This is a genomic window from Mycobacterium sp., from assembly GCF_032161845.1.
Lineage (GTDB): Bacteria > Actinomycetota > Actinomycetes > Mycobacteriales > Mycobacteriaceae > Mycobacterium.
The window spans coordinates 1-15,159 of sequence record NZ_JAVRQA010000241.1 but is presented as its reverse complement, the minus strand read 5'-3'; the positions used below and the strand labels follow the sequence as shown (position 1 = coordinate 15,159).

At 67.3% G+C, this 15,159-nt stretch carries 17 protein-coding genes; 4 read left to right on the top strand and 13 right to left on the bottom strand.

Annotation, left to right across the window (positions count from 1 at the left end; all coding sequences use genetic code 11):
• Positions 1 to 63: 63 nt before the first annotated feature.
• The 5 genes from QOD90_RS13985 to secY are packed head-to-tail and all read right to left on the bottom strand — an operon-like array spanning position 64 to position 4,044.
• Positions 64 to 804, bottom strand: a complete 741-nt coding sequence (locus QOD90_RS13985) for an anti-sigma factor family protein (RefSeq protein WP_526350633.1) — start codon at positions 802 to 804, stop codon at positions 64 to 66.
• Positions 801 to 1,316, bottom strand: coding sequence for an RNA polymerase sigma factor (locus QOD90_RS13980; protein WP_526350631.1), 516 nt, complete (start codon positions 1,314 to 1,316; stop codon positions 801 to 803). Before QOD90_RS13980 ends, QOD90_RS13985 begins: the two co-directional genes overlap by 4 nt.
• Before the next feature lie 58 nt (positions 1,317 to 1,374).
• A complete protein-coding gene (gene map, locus QOD90_RS13975; RefSeq protein ID WP_526350629.1) occupies positions 1,375 to 2,172 on the bottom strand; it encodes a type I methionyl aminopeptidase in 798 nt (265 codons plus the stop codon).
• 4 nt (positions 2,173 to 2,176) lie between these two features.
• A complete protein-coding gene (locus QOD90_RS13970) occupies positions 2,177 to 2,722 on the bottom strand; it encodes an adenylate kinase (protein WP_526350627.1) in 546 nt (181 codons plus the stop codon).
• Complete coding sequence (gene secY, locus QOD90_RS13965; RefSeq protein WP_526350625.1) at positions 2,719 to 4,044, bottom strand: preprotein translocase subunit SecY; 1,326 nt, start codon at positions 4,042 to 4,044, stop codon at positions 2,719 to 2,721. The genes QOD90_RS13970 and secY overlap by 4 nt, the downstream gene beginning before the upstream one ends.
• A gap of 276 nt (positions 4,045 to 4,320) precedes the next feature.
• On the opposite strand from secY, the gene QOD90_RS13960 reads away from it, so the two are divergent.
• The 4 genes from QOD90_RS13960 (at position 4,321) to QOD90_RS13945 (ending at position 8,006) form a co-directional block, all read left to right on the top strand.
• Positions 4,321 to 5,274, top strand: coding sequence for a class I SAM-dependent methyltransferase (locus tag QOD90_RS13960; protein ID WP_526350623.1), 954 nt, complete (start codon positions 4,321 to 4,323; stop codon positions 5,272 to 5,274).
• A 68-nt stretch (positions 5,275 to 5,342) separates the two neighbouring features.
• Positions 5,343 to 6,182 (top strand): class I SAM-dependent methyltransferase, encoded by an 840-nt coding sequence (locus QOD90_RS13955; protein ID WP_526350674.1) that lies wholly within the window; start codon positions 5,343 to 5,345, stop codon positions 6,180 to 6,182.
• 10 nt (positions 6,183 to 6,192) lie between these two features.
• A complete protein-coding gene (locus tag QOD90_RS13950) occupies positions 6,193 to 7,092 on the top strand; it encodes a class I SAM-dependent methyltransferase (protein WP_526350621.1) in 900 nt (299 codons plus the stop codon).
• Between the two features lie 11 nt (positions 7,093 to 7,103).
• Entirely contained in the window at positions 7,104 to 8,006 is a 903-nt protein-coding gene (locus tag QOD90_RS13945) for an SAM-dependent methyltransferase (protein ID WP_526350619.1), read from the top strand.
• Positions 8,007 to 8,013: 7 nt separating this feature from the next.
• On the opposite strand, the gene QOD90_RS13940 is transcribed toward QOD90_RS13945, so the two are convergent.
• The 8 genes from QOD90_RS13940 to rpsH form a co-directional block, all read right to left on the bottom strand.
• Positions 8,014 to 10,779 (bottom strand): helix-turn-helix transcriptional regulator, encoded by a 2,766-nt coding sequence (locus QOD90_RS13940; protein ID WP_526350617.1) that lies wholly within the window; start codon positions 10,777 to 10,779, stop codon positions 8,014 to 8,016.
• Positions 10,780 to 10,848: 69 nt separating this feature from the next.
• Entirely contained in the window at positions 10,849 to 12,621 is a 1,773-nt protein-coding gene (sppA, locus tag QOD90_RS13935) for a signal peptide peptidase SppA (RefSeq protein WP_526350615.1), read from the bottom strand.
• Between the two features lie 97 nt (positions 12,622 to 12,718).
• Positions 12,719 to 13,165, bottom strand: coding sequence for a 50S ribosomal protein L15 (rplO, locus tag QOD90_RS13930; protein WP_526350613.1), 447 nt, complete (start codon positions 13,163 to 13,165; stop codon positions 12,719 to 12,721).
• A 3-nt stretch (positions 13,166 to 13,168) separates the two neighbouring features.
• Complete coding sequence (rpmD, locus tag QOD90_RS13925; protein WP_526350611.1) at positions 13,169 to 13,360, bottom strand: 50S ribosomal protein L30; 192 nt, start codon at positions 13,358 to 13,360, stop codon at positions 13,169 to 13,171.
• 2 nt (positions 13,361 to 13,362) lie between these two features.
• Positions 13,363 to 14,067 (bottom strand): 30S ribosomal protein S5, encoded by a 705-nt coding sequence (rpsE, locus tag QOD90_RS13920; protein ID WP_526350609.1) that lies wholly within the window; start codon positions 14,065 to 14,067, stop codon positions 13,363 to 13,365.
• A gap of 28 nt (positions 14,068 to 14,095) precedes the next feature.
• Positions 14,096 to 14,464, bottom strand: coding sequence for a 50S ribosomal protein L18 (gene rplR / locus QOD90_RS13915; RefSeq protein ID WP_526350673.1), 369 nt, complete (start codon positions 14,462 to 14,464; stop codon positions 14,096 to 14,098).
• Positions 14,465 to 14,512: 48 nt separating this feature from the next.
• Complete coding sequence (rplF, locus tag QOD90_RS13910; protein WP_526350607.1) at positions 14,513 to 15,052, bottom strand: 50S ribosomal protein L6; 540 nt, start codon at positions 15,050 to 15,052, stop codon at positions 14,513 to 14,515.
• 22 nt (positions 15,053 to 15,074) lie between these two features.
• Positions 15,075 to 15,159: 30S ribosomal protein S8 (gene rpsH / locus QOD90_RS13905; RefSeq protein ID WP_526350671.1), on the bottom strand; the 85-nt coding region annotated here is incomplete at its 5' end.

The following is a 15,159-nucleotide window of genomic DNA, read 5'->3' as shown; positions in this document are numbered from 1 at the left end:
CTGCCTCCGCAACCTGCTATAGACACGGCAGGCGTGGCGCGCGGGTTCACCGTGGCAGGAAACTCACATCTTGCGCTCGAGCAGGACCTGTCCCGAGTCGACGGAAACCAGCTCCACGGAGGCGATTTGGTCCTTCGGCATCGGCGTGTTGCCGCTGGGCAACGCGGTGGCGCCGGACAGACCGAGCCACGTCGCCACCTGCGAACGGCTGCCATCGCGGCCCACGACCACCATGCCGAGGTTGCTCGGTGGGGCATTGCCACCGCCCGACCACTGGCCGTAGGTGCACGCCATGTCGATGCGTGTGCCCCACGCGAAGTCGCTGAGCGCGACGGTGGCGCTGAACGGCGTAGTCGCGAGCTTGTTCATCTCCAACTGCGCGGCGGCCTGTGTCGTTTCACCGCTTCGCAGTCCCATGAGCTCCGGACGGATCGCGGTCACCAGCCCGACGGCAAGAAGCGCCGCCGCAACGCCGACGGCAGCAGAGGTCAGCCACCGCGATCGACGCCTGCGCCACCGCACCTTGTCAAGAACGGACGTCAGCACCTCGTCCCGCAACGGCGGCGGCTCGAGCTGCTCGCCATCGAGATTCCTCACGTCCTCGGCGCTGAGAAGGCCGAGCAGCGCGGGCATGCCGCTGAGATCGGCGACGGCCGCGCGGCAACGGTCGCACATCTCGAGATGCGCTTCGAACTCTCGGCGCTCGGTGCTCGACAGCGACCCGAGCACGTATGCCGCGTCCCACGTCGCGTAGCGGTCGCCGTCCACCGGTTCGAGTCCGTGGAGTCCACCAGAGTTCGTCATCGTGTCACCCCCATTTCCTGCAGGTTGAGGCGTAGTGCCCGCACCGCGTAGTGCAGCCGAGACTTGGCCGTGCCCTCGGCGATCTGTAAGTCCGCCGCGGTCTGCGCGATGCTCCAGCCCTGGTAGTAGGCGCGGAGGATCACCGCGCGATGATCTTCGGAGAGCTGGCTCAACGCGGTGCCCAGCAGCAGCTTGTCCAAGGCGGTGTCGACTTCGTCGGGTCCGGCCCGATCGGCGACCGCCTCCACGTCGGCGGTGCCGGATTCGCGGCGAAACCGCGCGCTTCGCCTCTCGTCGATGATCAGATTTCTGGCGACGGTGAACAGCCACGCTCGCGCCGACCGTTCGGTGTCATCAGTGACCTCGGGGTGGCGCCAGGCCCTGAGCAGCGTCTCCTGGACGACGTCCTCGGCGCGCGCGTGGTCTCCGGTGAGCCGCACGGCGTAGCGCCACAATGCGGCGGCGTGTTCGTCGTAGAGCACGCGCATCATGGCGCCCTCCGGATCGTCCATTCGCCACCTCCGTCGATGACACGCTACGGACGTCCGCGAAGTTCAACTCCGAACACGCTCAGAGAGTCAGGATGCGGGGCCCGTCATCGGTCGCGGCGACCGTGTGCTCCCAGTGTGCCGCGCGCGTGCCATCTGCGGTGATGACCGTCCACTCGTCGGAGAGCACGATGGTCTTCGTCGTGCCAAGCGTCAGCATCGGTTCGATCGCCAGCACCGAGCCGGGCGCCAAGTGGGGCCCGCGGCCAGGTGATCCCTCGTTGGGCAGGAACGGATCCATGTGCATGCTTCTGCCGATGCCGTGCCCGCCGTAGCCAGCAACGATGCCGTACTTGCGGTCGTGGCGCGCCTCGGCGGCGTGAGTCTCGACCTCGATCGCGTGCGAGACGTCGGTCAGCCTGTTGCCGGGAACCATGGCGGCGATGCCCGCCTCCATGGCCGAGCGGGTGGCCTCAGAGAGGTTCGAGTCGGCGTCGATCAGCGTGCCTACGCCGAACGTGACCGCCGAGTCGCCGTGCCAGTCGTCGAGGATCGCGCCGCAGTCGATGGACACCAGATCACCCGCGGCCAGCACGTCATCCGCCGACGGGATGCCGTGTACGACACGGTCGTTCACCGACGAACAGATGCTCGCGGGAAATCCGTGGTAGCCGAGGAACGACGGGATGCCGCCGCCGTCGCGGATCACCGACTCGGCGATGGCATCGAGTGCGAGTGTCGACACGCCCGGTTGAGCAGCCTGCCGCACGGCGCGAAGCGCTGCGGCAACGAGGGCCCCCGCGGCGGCCATGGAGTCGAGTTCGCCCGCAGTACGCTGGGCGACGACCTTCCGTCCGCGCAGACTGGGCAGTCCGATCATCGGGTTACTTGCCGAGGGCGCGCAGCGCGCGGGCGAACACCTCGTCGAGGTCACCGATGGCATCGACGGTCTTTAGCTCACCCTGGTAGTAGTCCAGCAGCGGGGCGGTCTCGTCGCGGTACACCTTCATGCGGTTGAGGATGACGTCGTCGGTGTCGTCCGCGCGGCCCCGGCTCTTGAGCCGCTTGAGGAGCTCCTCCTCGGAGACGCGGAACTCGAGCACCGCGTCGAGCTGGAGGTTGCGCTTGGCCAGCATCTCGCGCAGCGCCTCGGCCTGCTCCACCGACCGCGGGAACCCGTCGAGGATGAATCCCTCGGCGACGTCGGCACCGTTGAGCCGGTCGTCGACGAGCGCGTTGGTCAGCGTGGCGGGCACCAGATCGCCGGCGTCGAGGTACTTCTTGGCCTCGAGCCCGAGCGGCGTTCCGGTGTTGATGTTGTGGCGGAACAGGTCACCGGTGGAGATCTGCGGGATTCCGAGCTTCTCGACGAGCTTCTCGGCCTGCGTGCCCTTGCCAGCGCCGGGCGGTCCAAGCAAAACGATTCTCACTTGAGGAACCCTTCGTAGTTGCGCTGCATGAGCTGACTCTCGATCTGCTTCACCGTGTCAAGGCCGACGCCGATCATGATCAGCACCGCGGTGCCACCGAAGGGCAGGTTCTGCACTGTGCCAGTGTTGCCGATCTCCAGGAAGAGGTTCGGCAGAACGGCGATCACACCGAGGTAGATCGAGCCAGGCAGCGTGATGCGACTCAGAACGTAGCGCAGGTAGTCGGCAGTCGGCTTGCCAGGACGAATGCCGGGGATGAAGCCGCCGAACTTCTTCATCTCGTCGGCGCGCTCATCGGGGTTGAACGTGATCGACACGTAGAAGTACGTGAAGAAGACGATGAGCCCAAAGTAGATCCCGATGTACACCGGGCTGGATGGGTTCGTCAGATAGTTCGCGACGAACTTGTCCCACCACCCGGTGCCCGGGCTGGCGCTGCCGCTCTGGACCAGCTGGGTGATCAGGTGTGGGATGTAGATCAACGACGAGGCGAAGATGACGGGGATGACGCCGGCCTGGTTGACCTTCAACGGAAGGTAGGTCGACGTGCCGCCGTACATGCGCCGGCCGACCATGCGCTTGGCGTACTGCACGGGGATACGACGCTGGCCCTGCTCGACGAACACGACGCCGACGATGATGATCAGCGCAGCGACGCAGACGAGGGCGAACACCATGCCGCCGCGGCTGTCGAGGATGGACTTCCCCTCCGAAGGGATGCGAGCGGCAATACCCGCGAAGATCATCAGCGACATGCCGTTGCCGATGCCACGCTCGGTGACCAGCTCGCCCATCCACATCACCAGCGTCGCGCCCGCGGTCAGCACCAGCACGATGACGACGAGGGTGAAGATCGACGAGTTGGAGATGATGTCGAGGGTGCAGCCCTGCAGCAGCCCACCGTTGGCGGCCAGCGCCACGATCGACGTGCCCTGCAGCAGTGCCAGCGCTACCGCAAGGTAGCGCGTGTACTGCGTCATCTTGGCCTGGCCGGACTGGCCTTCCTTGCGCAACTGCTCGAATCGCGGGATCACCACGGTCAGCAACTGCACGATGATGCTGGCGGTGATGTAGGGCATTACGCCCACCGCGAACACCGACAGCTTTAGTAGCGCACCGCCAGAGAAGAGGTTGATCAGCGAGTAGATCTGCGCCGAGTCGCCGCCCTGGACCTGCTCGATGCACTTTTGCACGTTGGGGTAGTTCACGCCGGGAGACGGCAGTGAGGCGCCGACCCGGTAGAGGATGACGATGCCCAGCGAGAAGAGAATCTTCCGTCGGAGGTCGGCCGTCCGCAACGACGAGATGAAAGCCGAAAGCACTCTTCCTCCTGCGCAGCCGGATCATGTCGCGGCGTGCCGATGGGGCTGGTCCGACCAGCGCGTTGTGGGTAAGTCCTGTGCGATCCGTCCGCGGGCGCGCAGGCAAGTCTGCAGCCAGCGCAATCGCGCGTTGGAACAGTCTACGAGGGTAACAGTTGCCGCCGGTCGGACCCCCATCCGATCGGCGTGACGAACGCCGGATTGGCGTTTCAGCTTCGGAGCGTACAGTCGCCAACAGCTCGTTACATCAGCTAACTAAAAGTTTGGGGACACCGGATGACGCGCGCCGAGTCGAAGAGATTCGATGGAGATTCGTGGGACCTCGCATCCAGCGTCGGAGCGACGGCGACGATGGTTGCGGCGGCACGGGCGATCGCGTCGCGGGCCGACCGACCTCTGATCTCCGACCCGTACGCCGAGCCGCTGGTGCGCGCAGTCGGCGTCGACGTCCTCACACGTCTGGCCTCCGGCGACCTCGCACCCGCGGACCTCGGCAGCACGTCGGACTCGGAGTGGTCGGGTATGCAGCGACTGGCCGACAACATGGCCGTCCGGACGCTGTTCTACGACGACTTCTTCCTCGATGCGGCCGCGGCGGGCATCACGCAGGCCGTCATCCTCGCCTCGGGACTGGACTCTCGGGCCTACCGGCTGACGTGGCCCGCAGGCACCACGGTCTTCGAGATCGACCAGCCCGACGTCATCGCCTTCAAGAGCCGAACGATGGCCGAGTTGGGCGCCCAGCCCACCACGTACCGCAGGGCGGTCGCGACCGATCTGCGCGAGGACTGGCCCGCCGCGCTGACCGAAGCCGGTTTCGACCCGTCAGCGCGGACGGCCTGGAGCGCCGAGGGGCTGCTCGGGTACCTGCCGCCGGACGCGCAGGACGCCCTACTCGACACCATCACGGCGCTCAGCACGCCGGGCAGCCGGGTCGCCACCGAGAGCGCACCGACACTCGATCCCGCGGACCGGTCCGCGATGCTGGACCGCTTTCAGGACATCGCCGCGCGGTGGCGTGAGCACGGCTTCGAGCTGGACCTCACCGAACTCGTCTACTTCGGCGATCGCAACGAGCCCGTCGCCTACCTTCACGATCGCGGGTGGCAGCTGAGTGGTCGCACGCTGAGGGAGTTGTTCGCCGCGCACGGTCTTCCGCCGTTCGACGAAGAAGCCGGTGGCTTCGCCGACGTGCGGTACGTCAGCGGCACGCTGGGCGTCGCGAAGTGAGCGGTTCGGACATCAGACGCGAGGGTGACAGCTGGGACCTGGCCTCCAGCGTCGGGGCGACGGCCACGATGGTCGCCGCCGCGCGGGCACTGGCGTCGCGCGAACCGAACCCCTTGATCGACGATCCCTATGCCGATCCCCTGGTTCGCGCGGTGGGCATCGAGTTCTTCACCAAGCTGCTCGACGGCGCCGTCTCACTCGACGACGACGCCAGCGCGGGCCGTCTGCTCACCGACGTGATGGCCGTCCGAACGCGGTTCTTCGACGACTTCTTTCTCGAGGCGACCGCGGCCGGGGTGCGGCAGGCCGTGATCCTCGCGTCCGGCCTCGACTCACGCGCCTACCGGCTGCCATGGCCCGCCGGAACGGCCGTGTTCGAGATCGACCAGCCCGCGGTGATCGGGGCCAAGTCCGCGACGATGGCCGACCTCGGCGCCACGCCCACCGCTGACCGGCGCGCCGTGGCCGTCGACCTGCGCGACGACTGGCCGTCGGCCTTGAAGGCGGCGGGGTTCGATGCGTCGGCGCCGACGGCATGGAGCGCCGAAGGACTCCTGGTCTATCTGCCTCCGGAAGCGCAGGACCGCCTGTTCGACGACATCACCGCGGTATCGGCACGCGGCAGCCGCCTCGCCACCGAGTACCACCAGGATGCGGGCGCGGCCCTTGGCCAACGCGCGGGCGCCGTCGGTGAACGGTGGCGCGAGCAAGGATTCGACGTCGACCTCACCAACCTGTTCTACGAGGGCGACCGCACGCCCGTCGTGGAGTACCTGGCCGCGAAGGGATGGCGGGTGTCGGCCCGACCCCGCCCCGACGTGTTCGCCGACTACGGCAGAGTGTTTCCGGATTCCGAAGTACTTGCACCGCTGCGTAATTCACTTTCCGTTATCGCACAATTAGATTAGGAGTCGTTCCTTGACACGCACCGCTGACGACAGCTGGGACTTGGCCTCGAGCGTTGGCGCGACCGCCACGGCGGTCGCCGCGTCCCGCGCGACGGCCTCGCAGGGCCCCAACGCACTTCTCGACGACCCATGGGCGGAACCGCTCGTCCGCGCCGTCGGGGTGGACACCTTCGTCAAGTTGGTCGACGGGGAGCTGACCGCCGATGACGACCCCCTGCTGAACCGAAAGGCGATGAACGAGCAGATCGCCGTCCGGACCCGCTTCTTCGACGACTTCTTCAACGCGGCAACCGCTTCCGGTGTCCGACAGGCCGTGATCCTCGCGTCTGGGCTCGACACCAGGGCCTACCGGCTGCCGTGGCCCGCAGGCACCGTCGTCTACGAAATCGACCAACCGGAGGTCATCGCGTTCAAGACCCAGACGCTGGCCGATCTCGGCGCAGAGCCCACCGCGGTGCGCCGCACCGTGGCGATCGATCTACGCGACGACTGGCCGGAGGCGTTGCGGCAGGCGGGTTTCGATGCAGACGCACCGACGGCGTGGAGCGCCGAGGGCCTCCTGGTCTATCTGCCGCCCGAGGCGCAGGATCGGCTGTTCGACAACATCACCGAACTGTCGGCGCCGGGCAGCCAGGTGGCGACCGAGCACATGGACATGGCCGGGCTGCCCGACGACTGGGCGGACAAGCTCACCGAGCGGACGAAGCGCATCGGCTCCGGCATCAATCTGGCTGAGTTGTTCTACACCGGTGAGCGCAACAGCGCCGCCGACTACCTCGCGTCGCACGGCTGGCGGAATGTCATCCGCTCGACCGCAGAGGCCTACGCCGCCAACGGTTTCGAATTACCCGACGACGAACTTGCGACGTTCGGCGGGGACTCCGGATACCTGACGTCAACCCGAATATAGAGGAGCAACGCATGGCAAGAACCGAAGGCGACACCTGGGACCTGGCCTCCAGTGTCGGAGCGACCGCGACGATGGTGGCCGCGCAGCGCGCGCTGGGCCACCGCGAGAAGCTGATCGACGACTCCTTCGCCGAACCGCTGGTGCGTGCCGTGGGCGTCGACCTCTTCACCCGGATGCTCGACGGCGACCTCGACCTCACCGTCGTCGACCCGGCGTTCACGGAACGTCGGGCGGCGGAGGGCATGGCGATCCGCACCCGCTTCTTCGACGGGATGTTTCTGGACGCAGCGGCGGCCGGAGTGCGACAGGCCGTGATCCTTGCCGCAGGTCTCGACGCGCGCGGATACCGGCTGCCGTGGCCCGACGGCACGGTCGTCTACGAGGTAGACCAGCCAGAGGTCATCCAGTTCAAGACGACGACGCTGGACGGGATCGGCGCGACACCGACGGCCACGCACCGCATGGTGCCGATCGACCTGCGCGAAGACTGGCCGAAGGCACTGAAGGACAACGGCTTCGATCCGACGCAGCCGACCGCGTGGAGCGCCGAGGGTCTGCTGATCTATCTGCCGTCCGACGCCCAGGACAAGCTGTTCGACAACATCACCGCACTGTCGGCACCGGGCAGTCGGCTGGCCACCGAGCACGTCCCCGACCTCACCGCCTTCACCGACGACCGGTCCAAGCGGATGATGGACCGGCTGAAGCAGCTCGGGTCCGACATTGAGATGGCCGACCTCGTCTATCTCGGCGAACGCAGTCACGTGGTGGAGTACTTGGCCGCCAGGCAGTGGGACGTTTCGGTACTGCCGATACGGGAAGCCCATGCGCTCAACGGATTCGAATTTCCCGATGACGAGATGACCGCCATGATGGCCGGTCTGAGTTACGTCAGTGCGGTACTGAAGGGCTGAATCGACGTCACGGCGTCAGGCTGCTGAACAGCTGACTCCTGGATCTGATGCCGAGCTTGCGATAGGCACTGCTCAGACTGGTCTCGACCGTCTTCACCGAGATGAACAGTTCGGCGGCGATCTCGCGATTCGACATGCCCTCTGCGGCCCGCTCTGCCACCCGTCGTTCGGCGGGTGTCAGAGCGGACGTGCCGGCAGACGTGCCGCGTACCCGGTTCAGGTCGGTACGAGCTCGCGCCGCCCACAGCGGCGTCCCGATTCGCTCGAACGCCGCAAGCGCCTCGGTGCAGCAATCGATCGCGGCCTGCTTCTGCCTCCTGCGCCGCAGAATCTGCCCGAGCAACAGTTGGGTGCGGGCCTTCTCGAACGGCATCGGTAGCCGGTCGTGCTCGACCATGGCACGGCGGGCCGCTCCTTCGGCGGCGTCCAGTTCGCCGCCGTCGGCGAGCATCATCGCGCGGCATCTCGCACCGACCGCCAACATCCACGGCCGGTCGAGCCTGGCTCCGTTGGCCTCCAACGCTGCGATCAAGGGCTCGGCGTCGGCGGCCCTGCCCAGAGCGACCAGCGCTTCCACGGCATCGGGGATGAACATCGCGGAGATGATCTCGGTACCCGTCGGTGTCTCCGGAAACGTGGCGAGGATGCCGTCGAGCACACCAAGCGCCTCGGCGTGGCGCCCCAGTGATACCTCTAGGAACGCCAGCATCATGGTGGTCACCTCGGCGGTCCGATGCGCACCGCACCGTGCCGCGGTATCCAGTGCTCGCGTGGACATTTGGCGGGCGAGTTGCTCGCGACCGGTGTACGCGGCGACCGCGGTCTGCACGGTCAGCGCGCCGAGGATCGAATTGTCACCACCGAGCTGTTCGGCGCGTTCGAGGGCCTCGTTGGCCACGGCGGCCGCTTCTGCGAAGTCACCGCGCCAGATCTCGAACAGCGTGCTCTGGGTGTAGACGAACATGAGGTCCGACTCGGCACCGCGCTCTTCGCAACGTCGACGCACCTCGGCCATCTGCGCCTTCGCGCCGTCGAGATCACCCTGCCACGCGAGCAGCTGGGCATTGTTGGCGTGGGCGCGAAACACGATGGGCGCGTTGAGGTCCCTGTCCTCCAATTCGAGCGAACGCTGCCGCGCCCGCTCATCGACGCCGTTGCCGCAAATGCACCCGACCATGACCCACATACTCAGTACCTGGCTGGTGAGTGGCGGGATGCCGAGCTCTTCGGCTTCCTCGACGGCGAGGTCGGCGTGCCGCAGAGACTCCGCGAAGTTGCCGTCGTTGATCTCCGTGAAGGCGAGCATCAGAAGGGTATGGACTTTGAGCAGCCGGTTGTCGCCTGCGTCGCGAAGGGCAGTGATCAGACACTCCGTCGCTTCACCGTACCCGTCGGTGTACACACACAGTCCCGCAAGCAGATTCAACGCAGAAGCCCGCAACTTCCCCGGTTTCATCTCGGCGATCGCTGGCTCGAGGACCACCCGGCTCCGAACCGTGTCGCCCGAGTTGAGCAAGCAGGCGGCCGCCCGGAACCGGCGAATCGGGTCGTCTCCGCCGAGCCCGATGCCCAACTCGAACAATTCGGCCGCCGCGGCGGGGGCGCCGCGTGCAGCCGCCGCATCGGCGGCGGCATCTAGGGCAACGAGGGTGTCGGCATCCGCGGTGGCCGCCGCGAGCGCCAGGTGCCGCGCCTTCACCTCGACGTGGGCCTCCACCCCTGCCAACGCCCTGTGCATCCGACGTCGCTCTGCGGTCGAGGTCTGCAGGTAGACACCACGGGCCAACAATGGATGATCGAACCGCACGCGGTTGCCCTCGATGCGGACGATCGCCTCGGCCTCCGCCGCCTCCAGCGAGCCGACCACCTCGTCCACGGTGCGCGACGTCGCTGCCGCGAGTACGTCCACGGTGGGATCCGCCATGCATGCCGCGGCCAGCAGCACGTCACCTTCCGCCCCACCGACGTGGCTCATCCGTCGCCGCATCAGCTCGGCAAGCGTGGGAGACAACTCGGGGTGCCTGGCCGTGGCGCCGATCCCAACCGTGCGCGCCAGTTCCATGGCGAAGAAGGGATTCCCACCCGAGATTTGGTGAATGCGCGCCATGGTCGGTCGCGGAAGCGCGCGCCCCAATCGTTCCGAAAGCAACGCGTGGAGTGCGCCAATCGACAACGGTCCCAACCGAACCGTGGCCACGGCGTCCGGGCGCGACATCCGCAACCATGACCCGGCGTCCGACCCGCGACCCTCGGTGCGTTCGGTGACGAGCACCCCGACGGGGGCCTTCACCCGGCGGGCCGCGAAGGCGATCACCGCCCGACTCGACGAATCCAGCCACTGCACGTCGTCGATCGCCAGCAGGACGGGACGCTCGACGGCCAACGCCTCGACGATCGCGGTGAACGCCGCTGCCGCGACCCGCTGGTCCGTCGCGGGACCGTCGCCGGACCCGCTGAGCAACACCCGGTCGACCGCGACCCGTTGGACCGTCGGCAACGACTCCAGAACGGCAGTGTTCCCGCCGTCCAGCAGCCCGGCCACCAGGTCCGCCACCGCGGCGTAGGCAAGTACCGACTCGGCCTCGGCGGCGCGGGCCGACGCCACCCGACATCCCTCGCCTCGCGCCTGATCCACGGCGGCCGACCACACCGTCGTCTTGCCGATCCCTGCTTCACCGGTGATCGCCAGACCGGAGGGCCCCTCGAGGGTGCGCTTCAGAAACTCGACGACTGCATGCGTCTCAGCACCGCGGCCCACCGTCGCGCTCCCCACGGCCCCATCATGGCAGCAAACTCACCGAGAGGTGTCCGTACGGGCCGAACGCGCTGCCCCGCAGTCATTTCAGAAGCGGTGATCTCCGAGCCACAGTGCATTGACACCGGTCAACGATCGCTCCGCCTGCGTGAACAGAGCGGCAGCAGACCTACCCACCAGCGCCCCGAAGGCATCCGGTAGCGACGCCGCAGCCGGTTGCGACGACGGCTTGGGCCGCAGCATGTCCAGCAGCGACGAGCCGGGCAGTCCGACGAGCTTGACCTCGGCGTCGGCATCGAAGCCCGCGAGAACCTTCGCGCGGTCGATCGCCGTGCGAAGGCCGCCGAGCTCGTCGACGAGGCCATGATCCTTGGCATCGGCCCCGGTCCAGACCCGGCCGCGGGCCACGGCGTCAACGGCCTCGACCGTCATCCCCCGACCGTCGGCCACGCGCTGCACGAAGTCGGTGTAGAACAGGTCGGCCTCGGCTTCGACGTGTGCGTGCTGCTCGTCGGTGAATGGAGCGTTCACCGACCAGGCATCGGCATTCCGGTTGGTGCGCACCGAGTCCGAGCCGATGCCAAGACGCTCCTTGAGATCCCTGGCGACCAGCTTGCCGGTCACGACCCCGATCGACCCGGTCAGCGTGCCGGCGTTGGCGACGATCGCATCGGCGGCCATCGACACGTAGTAGCCGCCGGAGGCCGCCACCGCACCCATCGAGGCGACGATCGGCTTGCCCGCGTCCCTGAGCCGAACCACCTCGCGCCAAATGGTTTCCGAGCCGGTGACGGATCCGCCGGGGCTGTCGACACGCAGGACGACGGCGGAGACGTCGTCATCGGCGCCCGCCTCGCGCAGCGCTGCCGCGATCGTGTCGCCGCCTGCGCTGGAGGTGCCGAGCGGTGACAGCGTGCGTCCGCCGCGGCCGCTGACGATGGGCCCGGCCAGTGTCACGACGGCGATCGTCGGCTTGGACTTGCGACCCGGCAGTGACGGGGCGGACCCGGACGCGCCAGCGCGCGCATAGCGCGAGAGGTACAGCCGCGGCGGGGCATCGGGATCATCGGGTGAAACATCCGCTGCGCCAGCAAGTTCGGCGATGCGCGCATACGCCTCGTCGCGGAACCCGATGCGGTCGACGAGGCGCCCTGTGACGGCGTCGTCGCGCAGCAGCGGCGCCTTGTCGGCGAGCGCGTCGATGTCGGCGGGCTCGATGTGCCGTGCTGCGGCGACGGCCGCAAGCACCTGATCGTGCAGGCTTTCGACGAGCCTGCCGTCGGCCTCGCGATGCGCGTCGGTGTAGTTCTCCTGCGTGAACATGTTGGCCGCCGACTTGTATTCGCCGCGCGCGATGAACTGGGCTTGGATGCCTGCCTTCTCCAGCGCGTCGCGCAGGAACAGGGCATTCGTCGCGAAGCCGATGAGCCCAACGGTTCCCGACGGTTGCATCCACACCTCGCGGAACGCGGACGCCAGGTAGTACGACATCGTGCCGGGGTAGGTCTCTGCCCATGCCAGTGAGGGTTTGACGTCGCTGAACTCCACGATTGCCTCGCGAAGTTCCTGCACCGGACCCGGCGATGCGGCGGGCACCTGAACGCGGGCGATCAGCCCCGCGATGCGATCGTCCGTGGCCGCGCGACGGATGGCCGCAACTGCCTCGCGCAGCAGCAGCGGCTTGCCACCGCCGGTGATCATCGCCAGCGGGTCGAAGCTGCTGGATTCCTGCGGCACGGACTGCAGATCGAGTTCGAGCACGCAGCCACTGGGCACGCCGTGGTGACGCGCGGTGTCGACCTTGCGGACGATCGCCCGCAGCTCGTCGGTGCCTGGGACGTCTGACAGGAAGCTGTACATCCCCCGAGCCTACCGATGCCCTTCCGGTTGCCACTCTCGCGAGAAGAGAGGGGCCCCGCACGCCAAGCGTGCGGGCCCCTCTTTCGTACGTCTGCGGCTAGAGCTCGGTCACCGAGCCGCCTGCGGCACTGATCTTCTCGCGCGCACTGCCACTGAACTTGTGGGCGGTGAGGTCGACCTTGACGGTCAGCTTGCCGTCACCGAGAACCTTGACCAGCGTGTTCTTGCGAACCGCGCCGGCTGCCACCAGCTCGTCGACACCGACGGTGCCGCCCTTGGGGAACAGGCGGCTGATGTCACCGAGGTTGACGACCTCATAGGAGACGCGGAAGCGGTTCTTGAAGCCCTTGAGCTTCGGCAGCCGCATGTGGATCGGCATCTGCCCACCCTCGAACGTCACGGGGACGTTCTTGCGGGCCTTGGTGCCCTTGGTACCGCGGCCTGCGGTCTTACCCTTGGAGCCTTCACCGCGGCCGACACGGGTCTTGGCGGTCTTCGACCCTGGCGCTGGACGCAGGTCGTGGAGTTTGATGATGTCGCTCATGTGTTACGCCTCCTCAACGGTGACGAGGTGGTTCACCACGGCGAGCAGACCACGCGTCTGAGCGTTGTCCTCGCGGACCACGGTCTGACGAATCTTGCGAAGTCCGAGACTCCGCAGGCTCTCCCGTTGGTTCCAGCGCGCACCGACGGTGCCACGCACCTGGGTGATCTTGACTTGACCGGTTTCTGAAGCCATGACTATGCCGATCCTTCACGCGCTGCCGCGGCGGCCAGCGCTTCGCTCTCACGTCGCGCCCTGAGCATGCTCGGCGGGGCGACGTCCTCGATCGGAAGTCCGCGACGAGCGGCGACTTCCTCAGGACGCTGGATCATCTTCAGCGCGGCAACGGTGGCGTGCACCACGTTGATCGCGTTGTCACTGCCCAGCGACTTGGCCAGAATGTCGTGCACGCCAGCGCATTCCAGCACCGCACGGCACGCGCCACCGGCGATGACACCGGTACCGGCACTGGCGGGACGCAGCATGACCACGCCCGCGGCTGCCTCACCCTGGACGGGGTGGACGATGGTGCCACCGATCAGCGGAACGCGGAAGAAGCTCTTGCGGGCCTCTTCGACGCCCTTGGCGATCGCGGCGGGAACTTCCTTGGCCTTGCCGTAGCCGACACCGACCATGCCGTTGCCGTCACCGACGATGACCAGCGCGGTGAAGCTGAAGCGCCGACCACCCTTGACCACCTTCGACACGCGGTTGATCGCGACGACGCGCTCGAGGAAGTTGCTCTTCTCGCCGCCGTCGCGGCCACCACGGCCACCACGGTCGTCACGACGACCGCGTCCGTCGCGGTCGCCACCACCGCCGCCGCCCCGCGGGGGCCGGCTGCCGGTGGCGCCCGTTCCTCCGGCGCCGGTTCCGGTTCCTGCTGTTGGCTGATCGGCCATCAGGCAGTCCTTCCGTTTCTAGTCTTCATCAGAATGTCAGTCCGCTCTCGCGCGCAGCGTCGGCCAGCGCCGCGATGCGACCGCCGTAGGTGTAGCCGCCGCGGTCGAACACCACGGTGTCTACTCCAGCGGCCTTGGCGCGTTCCGCGATCAGCTGTCCGACGCGGACGCTGTGGGCCTTCTTGTCACCATCGACCGCACGCACGTCGGCTTCGATGGACGATGCCGCGGCCAGCGTGGTGCCGGTCTGGTCGTCCACCAACTGCACGTGGATGTGGCGTGCGGAGCGGTTGACCACCAGGCGCGGACGCTCAGGGGTACCCGCGACCTTCTTGCGCAGCCGGGCGTGGCGACGCAGCCGGGAAACCCGACGAGTCTCGGAAACGCTCTGCCCCAATGGCTTCCGCTTTGCGGTTGCCGAATCAGTCTTCGTGTTGGCCATGGCCTACTTACCCGTCTTTCCGACCTTGCGACGGATCTGCTCGCCTTCGTAGCGAACGCCCTTGCCCTTGTACGGGTCCGGGCGGCGCAGGCGGCGGATGTTCGCCGAGATCTGGCCGACTTGCTGCTTGTCGATGCCTGTGATCGAGAACTTGGTGGGCGTCTCCACCGCGAATGTGATGCCTTCAGGCGCCTCGATGATCACCGGGTGGCTGTACCCGAGTGCGAACTCGAGGGTCTTGCCCTTGAGCGCGACGCGGTAGCCGACGCCGAAGATCTCCATCTTGGTGGTGTAACCCTCGGTGACACCGGTGACCAGGTTGGCCACCAGAGTCCGCGACAGCCCGTGCAACGAACGGCTGCGCCGCTCGTCGTCGGGCCGGTTCACCACGATGGCACCATCGTCACCGCGTTCGACCGTGATCGGCTCGGCGATGTCGAGGGTCAGGGTGCCCTTGGGCCCCTTGACGGACACGTTGCGTCCGTCGATGGTCACGTCGACCCCAGAGGGGACCGTGACCGGCTGCTTTCCAATGCGCGACATGTCTATATCTCCAAAGTCCCGGCTACCACACGTACGCGAGGACTTCGCCGCCCACGCCTTGTCGTGCTGCCTGACGGTCGGTGAGCAGACCCGAGGACGTGGAGATG

Excerpts from the sequence above, each read along its gene's own strand:
- QOD90_RS13985 (WP_526350633.1), bottom strand. The coding sequence starts at position 804 with ATGACGAACTCTGGTGGACTCCACGGACTCGAACCGGTGGACGGCGAC.
- QOD90_RS13980 (WP_526350631.1), bottom strand. The coding sequence starts at position 1,316 with ATGGACGATCCGGAGGGCGCCATGATGCGCGTGCTCTACGACGAACAC.
- map (WP_526350629.1), bottom strand. The coding sequence starts at position 2,172 with ATGATCGGACTGCCCAGTCTGCGCGGACGGAAGGTCGTCGCCCAGCGT.
- QOD90_RS13960 (WP_526350623.1), top strand. The coding sequence starts at position 4,321 with ATGACGCGCGCCGAGTCGAAGAGATTCGATGGAGATTCGTGGGACCTC.
- QOD90_RS13955 (WP_526350674.1), top strand. The coding sequence starts at position 5,343 with ATGGTCGCCGCCGCGCGGGCACTGGCGTCGCGCGAACCGAACCCCTTG.
- QOD90_RS13945 (WP_526350619.1), top strand. The coding sequence starts at position 7,104 with ATGGCAAGAACCGAAGGCGACACCTGGGACCTGGCCTCCAGTGTCGGA.
- sppA (WP_526350615.1), bottom strand. The coding sequence starts at position 12,621 with ATGTACAGCTTCCTGTCAGACGTCCCAGGCACCGACGAGCTGCGGGCG.
- rplO (WP_526350613.1), bottom strand. The coding sequence starts at position 13,165 with ATGAGCGACATCATCAAACTCCACGACCTGCGTCCAGCGCCAGGGTCG.
- rpmD (WP_526350611.1), bottom strand. The coding sequence starts at position 13,360 with ATGGCTTCAGAAACCGGTCAAGTCAAGATCACCCAGGTGCGTGGCACC.
- rpsE (WP_526350609.1), bottom strand. The coding sequence starts at position 14,067 with ATGGCCGATCAGCCAACAGCAGGAACCGGAACCGGCGCCGGAGGAACG.
- rplF (WP_526350607.1), bottom strand. The coding sequence starts at position 15,052 with ATGTCGCGCATTGGAAAGCAGCCGGTCACGGTCCCCTCTGGGGTCGAC.